The organism is Mesorhizobium sp. M0778 (genome assembly GCF_040320105.1).
Classification (GTDB): Bacteria; Pseudomonadota; Alphaproteobacteria; order Rhizobiales; family Rhizobiaceae; genus Mesorhizobium.
Genome location: NZ_JAMYPA010000003.1, coordinates 364440 through 370737 on the forward strand (window position 1 = coordinate 364440; position 6298 = coordinate 370737).

Consider the following 6298-nt stretch of genomic DNA (forward strand, 5'->3'; position numbering starts at 1 on the left):
CCATGCATGAATTGCCAAGAGAAGTCAGAAGCTGGATTTACGATTTCTTCTACAACGAGCGCTCCGTCGCATATCTGAAAATCGACGCCCAGCTTTGCATAGCTGCGAAGGGCGGCAACGTTAAACATTACGGACTCTCATCAGTTCGCATAGGTAAGCCTGTTGCCGAGCAGCTTGAATTCATGGAAGGTTTGCTGCCCTGCCCGGAGCTTCCATATCATATGGCCATGGTCGAACTGCCCAGCGGGCGTGTCGCGGACCTCCATCTTTTTGCTGACAATGCCTGCGTGTGGCTGCTCTTTCTTGACGCCACTGCCGAACGCGACAATAGGCAGCGACTTCAACAGAAGGCTTATGAAATGACGCTCCTGCAAGAGAGGGAGCGTCAACTCAACGAGAAATTACAATCGATGAACGAGGCGTTGAGGGCGAGCCAAGAGGGATTGTCGCGTGAATACCAGCGCGCCGAAGCCCTGCTCCTCAACATTCTTCCGGCGTCTATCGCGGAGCGGCTAAAAGCGCACGAAGAAATTGCAGACAACTACGCAGAGGTGAGTGTGCTTTTTGCCGACATCGTCGGTTTTACGGAAAGAGCGCGGAACGTCGGAGCCGTGACGACGCTCGCTATTTTAAATTACTTCTTCAAGGCGGCGGATCTGCTCTCGGAGCGATACGGCTGCGAAAAGATCAAGACAATCGGCGATTGTGTGATGGTGGTCGCTGGCCTGCCCGCCGCGCGATCCGATCATGCGGAAGCCCTTGCGCACTATGCACTTGAACTGCGGAAGGCGGTTAAGCTCGAACGCTTCGCAGGAGAACCGATAAGACTCAGAATTGGAATTCACTCAGGACCAATCGTGGCGGGCGTCATAGGCACAAGGCGGTTTGCCTATGACCTATGGGGCGACACCGTTAATCTCGCCGCACGTATCCAAACGTCCGCGGAGCCCGATGAAATCCGTATTTCGGATGCAACTCACAAACTGCTTGGACCAAATTTTGCTTGCGACCCACTCGCGGAAACGGAATTGCGTGGTACAGGTCGTGTGCGAATGTGGCGGCTCCCGGGGGAAATCGGATCCTGATATCTGACGTCGCCATCGTTCTTCCCTGCACGGTCATGCGCCCAGTTTCCATCACATAGCCTCGGTCGGCGATGCCCACCGCGGCATACGCGTTCTGGCCTGGGGGATCCTGGTGCCGGGTCTTTTACGCCCAGCATCACGGATGCGCAGTTCATATAACGGCTGGAGGCTGGGCCTAGGTCGGAATGCCCTCCCCCGGCGGCTAAGTAGACACCGCGAAGTACCCGGCGTAACGGTCTGGGTCGAAACGATGACGTCTTGCACCGCAACATCGGTTTCTTCAAGGTAGGGCAACAACGGACATAGATGTCGTTGCTAGCCGATCTGACCGGAAGGTTAACAGCACGATGCCACGCATCATTCGACGATTGGGGGCCAGGAACCTGGCGCGCCTGGCACGGCGTCTCGGAGACCTGACTGCGATGTTTGCCCTGATTGCCAGGCCGCTCGTCTTTGGGATCGCCCTTTTGTTGACAGGTCAGGCACAGGCGCAGGCGCCGGCGACCGCCCCGCCTGAAAGGGTCAAACAGCTGCTCGAGCTTCTCGACGATCCATCAGTGAAGGCCTGGGTGGCCGAACAGCGAAATCAGGACGCCGGGTCAACGGGAGCGCCTGCCGAGACAGGAGCTTCGCCGACCGACGCATCGTCCGGCGCCGTGGCCGCACCCGGCCAGATGAATACGATGGCATCCTCGACGCTTGATGGGATCAGGCATCATATCGAAAGAATCGTGCGAACTTTGCCCTTGCTGCCAGGCCAGTTCGCGCGCGTTCGGGCAGAGACGATGGAGGATATGTCCAGCAAGGGGTCAGCCGCCGTATTTGTGCTGATTGCGATGTTCATCGCTGCCGGCCTGGCACTCACTTGGGCAACGTTCAAGTTCACCCGTCCATTTCGTCTTTGGATTATCGCGCAACCGAAGGATACGCCGATTGGGCGAGCCAAGAAGATTGGTGGTCGCATGCTTTATTCCAGCATGCTGATCGTCTCTTTCGCACTGGGCAGCGCCGGCGCGTTCATGTTGTTCGACTGGCCAATGCTTATCCGCGAGATTGTACTGACATTTCTGATGGCGGCAGTCGTTACATGGGGTGTGCGCATGTACGTCATGGCCATGCTCGTCCCTTCCTTCATGAATGTCGAGAATGCCGTCGAGGTTCGTGCTTTGCCGATCACCAACGAAGCGGCTGACCATTGGTCCTATTGGCTACCCCGGATCGTCGGCGTCTTCGCCTTCTTCGGCGCCGCGTTTATCCTCTTGCCAGGTCTCGGCATCGATCAGGACGGAATGATGGTCCTGTCACTGGGCGCCGACTTCGTGCTGCTGGTGCTCCTGCTGCTCGCGGTTTGGCGTCGGCCAAGAACGCAGCGAGACGGTGCGCGCCACATCGGTCACACGGAAGCGACATGGCTATTGACTGCTTATTTCGTCGTCCTGTTCCTGCAGCGCATCGCCGGCCTTTATACATACTTCTGGTTTACCTTCGCCGCATTCTTCCTGCCTTTTGCAATCGTGATGACGCAGCGCGGGGTTAATTTCGTTCTGCGACCAGGTTCGGAAGATGTCGGCCGGCCTACGATCCCGGCGGTGACGATCGCTGTCATCGATCGCGCAATCCGAATGATTTTCATCTTGGCGGCGGCTTACTTTCTCGCACGTGTCTGGGGTCTGGACATGCAATCCATGCGGGACAGCGATACGACGACGACGTTCATATTGCGCGGCTTGGTCAATGTCGTGGTCATTGCCCTAGCAGCCGATTTCGGCTGGTCGATCATCAAAGCTTTGATCGAACGAAAGCTGGGCATCGAAACACCGCACCCTGTGATCAGCGACGAGGATGTCCCGGTCCTCGATCCGCAGCAGGCGCGGCTGCACACGCTCTTGCCGATCCTCCAGAACATTCTGCTCGCATCGATCATCGTGATGGCGGTGCTTATGATGCTCGCCTCGCTGGGTATCCAGATCGGCCCGCTGATCGCCGGCGCTGGCGTCGTCGGCGTCGCCGTGGGCTTTGGGGCACAAACCATCGTCAAGGACGTCATTTCAGGCGTGTTTTTCCTGCTCGATGATGCGTTCCGTGTCGGCGAATACATTTCATCGGGCAATTACAAGGGTACTGTGGAAAGCTTTTCGCTGCGCTCGGTGAAGCTGCGCCACCATCGTGGTCCGCTGTTCACGATACCTTTCGGTGAACTCGGGGCAGTCCAGAACCAGAGTCGTGACTGGGTTATCGACAAATTCAACATCACCGTTGGTTATGACACCGATATCGACTTCGCTCGCAAGCTGATCAAGCGGATCGGCCTCGAACTGGCGGAAGATCCCGAGTTCAAACACTGGGTGCTCGACCCGATCAAGATGCAGGGCGTACAGGAGTTCGGCGAATACGGCATCGTATTGAGGGTCAAGGCCACAACCAAACCGGGAGGCGCCTTCGGTATGAAACGCAAATTCTATGTACGCCTCCGCCAAGTCTTCAAAGAGCAGGGCATCGAACTCCCATTTCCGACCGTCCAGGTCCAGGGGCTACAGAACCCACATGGGGCAGAGAATGCGCCGTTGGAGATCACACCCGAGTTGAAAATGGCCGTTGCGCAGTCGCACACTATTCGGCGCAGAAAAAAAGCCAGCACACCGGAGTAGGAAAGCTGTGACACCTGCCGGTCACAGCGTCGCTTTCCGCGCATCGCCCGTGGCAGGGATACTCTTCTATCTTCAACCGTTAAGACGAAAAAGACGGTCACGAGGCAGTCTACAACCAGAGTCCGTCCCGAGATTTACATCGGGCTGCGTAAGTTGATACAGCGGTACGTTCGAGACAGCGCCATCGGCTACCTGCCGCGCGTCAGTCACGCGATAAGGACCGTCCCGCGAGAAGCGGCGCGTACGCGGCGAGCCTGCGGGATACGAACTCGGTGAAGAGCCGCACGCGCTTCGTCTTGCGTGTCTCCCCCTGTGTGAGAAGCCAGAGCGTTCCGTACATGTGCAGGTCGGTGCCCGGCACCCTCACCAGTAGGGGGTCGGCATCTCCGACGAAGCACGGCAGTGTCGTCATCCCGAGCCCTTGCCGTACTGCAACGATCTGCGCCTCGCCGTCCGTGGTCCTGAACGGAACCCCCGTGGTACGAACCTCACCCTCGCTGGCCCAATCCGGGATGCCATGAATGCTTATGACGATCCACCGGATGGGATCAGGCGCGCCCGCACGCCACGCGGCTAGTCGATCGCGAGACATGTAGACGCCGCCGAACAGCTCCGGTCCCTTCAGGCCGTGAAGATTGAGCGGCAGGGTTTTGCGGTCGTAGACGACGCGGATCGCGACGTCGGCCTCCCGGTTGGTCAGATTTGCCAGCTCGCCGGACGACAAGATTTCCATCTCGATGTCCGGATGCAGACGCGCGAAATCGGCGAAATCCGGCATGAGCAGGTGTGTCGCGAGGGGCGGTGCCAGCGTCACCCGCAGAAGCCCGCGCACGCTCTGGTCGCGCCCGAAGACGCGCGTCTCCAGCAGGTGCGACGACACTTCCATCTGGTCCGCGAACTCGAGGACCTCCTCGCCCGCAGCCGTCAGGCGGTAGCCCGAAGGCAGCTTTTCGAACATGTGCACCCCGAGGCGTTCCTCGAGCTGGGCGACGCGTCGCAGCACGGTCGAGTGGTTCACACCGAGGCGCTCGGCGGCAGCCCGCACGGAGCCTCCGCGCGAGACGGCAAGAAAGTAGCGAACGTCATCCCAGTCGATCATGGTGCAATCCGGCACCGCGCGGTGCGCCTTCCAAAGCCCGTATTTAACACATCGAACAGCAGTACGGGCGGTCATCATAGCCTATGTCGACGAGCGCGGCCCAATTTCGAACGGCGGACGCCGATCGTCGCGGCTGGCCTCAGTCGTCCAGCCGGATCGAGTTCGCACCACCGATGTGCGCGCTTCCGCACTCAACACCTGACGCCGGCGGACCCATTTCGAGGTTCTCGGAGGCAGATGCTGTCCCGACACCACGAAAGGAGAAGTCATGGGAAAGCTTGAGGGTAAGGTTGCAGTCATCACGGGTGGATCGAGCGGCATGGCGCTGGCGAGCGCCAAGCGGTTCGTTGAAGAAGGCGCCTATGTTTTCATCACGGGCCGGAGACAGGAGGCGCTGGACGAGGCCGTCAAGCTGATCGGCCGGAACGTGACCGGCGTGCGCGGCGATGCGGCCAATCTCGATGACCTCGACCGCCTGTTCGATACAGTCAAGCGGGAAAAGGGCAAGATCGACGTCCTGTATGCGAGCGCCGGCACGGGCGAAGCCGTCCCACTGGGCGAGATTACCGAGCAGCATTTCGATGCGACCTTCGGCCTGAATACGCGCGGCACGCTGTTCACGGTGCAAAAGGCGTTGCCGCTGTTCAACGATGGCGGATCGATCTTCATGACCGGATCAGTTGCTTCGGTGAAAGGTTTTCCTGGTTACAGCGTGTATGCGGCGAGCAAGGCGGCGTTGCACGCATTCGCACGCGGGTGGCTCAACGAGCTGAAGGGAAGGAATATCCGGGTGAACGTGCTGCACCCGGGGCCGATCGCCACACCGATGCAGGACCAAGTTCTCGACGAGGAGGGGAAGCGGATGTTCGAATCCCTGATCCCGCGGGGAAAGATGGGGCGTCCTGAGGAAATTGCGACGGCCGCGCTGTTTCTTGCTTCCGACGATTCGAGCTTCGTGAATGGGGTGGAGTTGTCTGTCGATGGCGGCTTCTCGGCCATCTGAAATCGCGCCGGATCGCGGGAAGCGGCTGACCGGCGGGAACTAGCGTGTCCATGGTGGAACGACCACGCAAAGGTCGCCACACAGCGGAACGAATAACCCAGCGCCGTTGAAGGCCGGGGAATCAATACCAACACGGATCGGAGAAGCATTATGAGCTACGCAATTGTAGGATTCGGTAAGATAGGCCAGGCCCTCGCCCACGCCTTCGCCCGTAAAAACATCGACGTGACCGTCGCGAGCCGCCGGCCGCCCGAGGCGCTGGCGCCGCAGGCTCGGGCGATTGGACCCACGGTCGTCGCCAAGTCGCTGCGGGATGCACTCGAGGCCGACACAATCATCTTGGCGGTCCCGTTCGGGGAACATCGCGAGGTTGCGAAGGTCCTGCCGAGTTGGAAAGGCAAGACGGTCATCGACGCGATGAACGCGTTTCCAGTCCCTGAAGAGCTGGACGGTCTCCCGTCCT

The 6298-nt window shown here is 59.5% G+C and carries 5 protein-coding genes; 4 read left to right on the forward strand and 1 reads right to left on the reverse strand.

Annotated features, from left to right (window positions below; translation table 11 throughout):
- Positions 1-2: 2 nt before the first annotated feature.
- The gene (locus tag NKI22_RS07405; RefSeq protein WP_023716508.1) at positions 3-1085 is read left to right on the forward strand and encodes an adenylate/guanylate cyclase domain-containing protein; all 1083 of its coding nucleotides are present in this window, start codon (positions 3-5) and stop codon (positions 1083-1085) included.
- Positions 1086-1432: 347 nt separating this feature from the next.
- Positions 1433-3733, forward strand: a complete 2301-nt coding sequence (locus NKI22_RS07410) for a mechanosensitive ion channel family protein (protein ID WP_245278482.1) — start codon at positions 1433-1435, stop codon at positions 3731-3733.
- A 202-nt stretch (positions 3734-3935) separates the two neighbouring features.
- Here NKI22_RS07410 and NKI22_RS07415 read toward each other — a convergent pair whose 3' ends face one another.
- Positions 3936-4832, reverse strand: coding sequence for a LysR family transcriptional regulator (locus NKI22_RS07415; protein ID WP_023716506.1), 897 nt, complete (start codon positions 4830-4832; stop codon positions 3936-3938).
- Positions 4833-5100: 268 nt separating this feature from the next.
- Between NKI22_RS07415 and NKI22_RS07420 the strand changes: the two genes are divergently transcribed.
- Together NKI22_RS07420 and NKI22_RS07425 are read left to right on the forward strand one after the other, a co-directional pair.
- On the forward strand, positions 5101-5835 hold the full coding sequence (locus NKI22_RS07420; RefSeq protein WP_023716505.1) for an SDR family NAD(P)-dependent oxidoreductase: 735 nt from the start codon (positions 5101-5103) through the stop codon (positions 5833-5835).
- A gap of 150 nt (positions 5836-5985) precedes the next feature.
- On the forward strand, positions 5986-6298 hold a 313-nt coding region (locus NKI22_RS07425; RefSeq protein WP_352937259.1), incomplete at its 3' end, for an NADPH-dependent F420 reductase.

What these genes read in the sequence shown, in the direction of transcription:
- NKI22_RS07420 (WP_023716505.1), top strand. Translation starts at nt 5,101, where the DNA reads ATGGGAAAGCTTGAGGGTAAGGTTGCAGTCATCACGGGTGGATCGAGC.
- NKI22_RS07410 (WP_245278482.1), top strand. Translation starts at nt 1,433, where the DNA reads ATGCCACGCATCATTCGACGATTGGGGGCCAGGAACCTGGCGCGCCTG.
- NKI22_RS07405 (WP_023716508.1), top strand. Translation starts at nt 3, where the DNA reads ATGCATGAATTGCCAAGAGAAGTCAGAAGCTGGATTTACGATTTCTTC.
- NKI22_RS07415 (WP_023716506.1), bottom strand. Translation starts at nt 4,832, where the DNA reads ATGATCGACTGGGATGACGTTCGCTACTTTCTTGCCGTCTCGCGCGGA.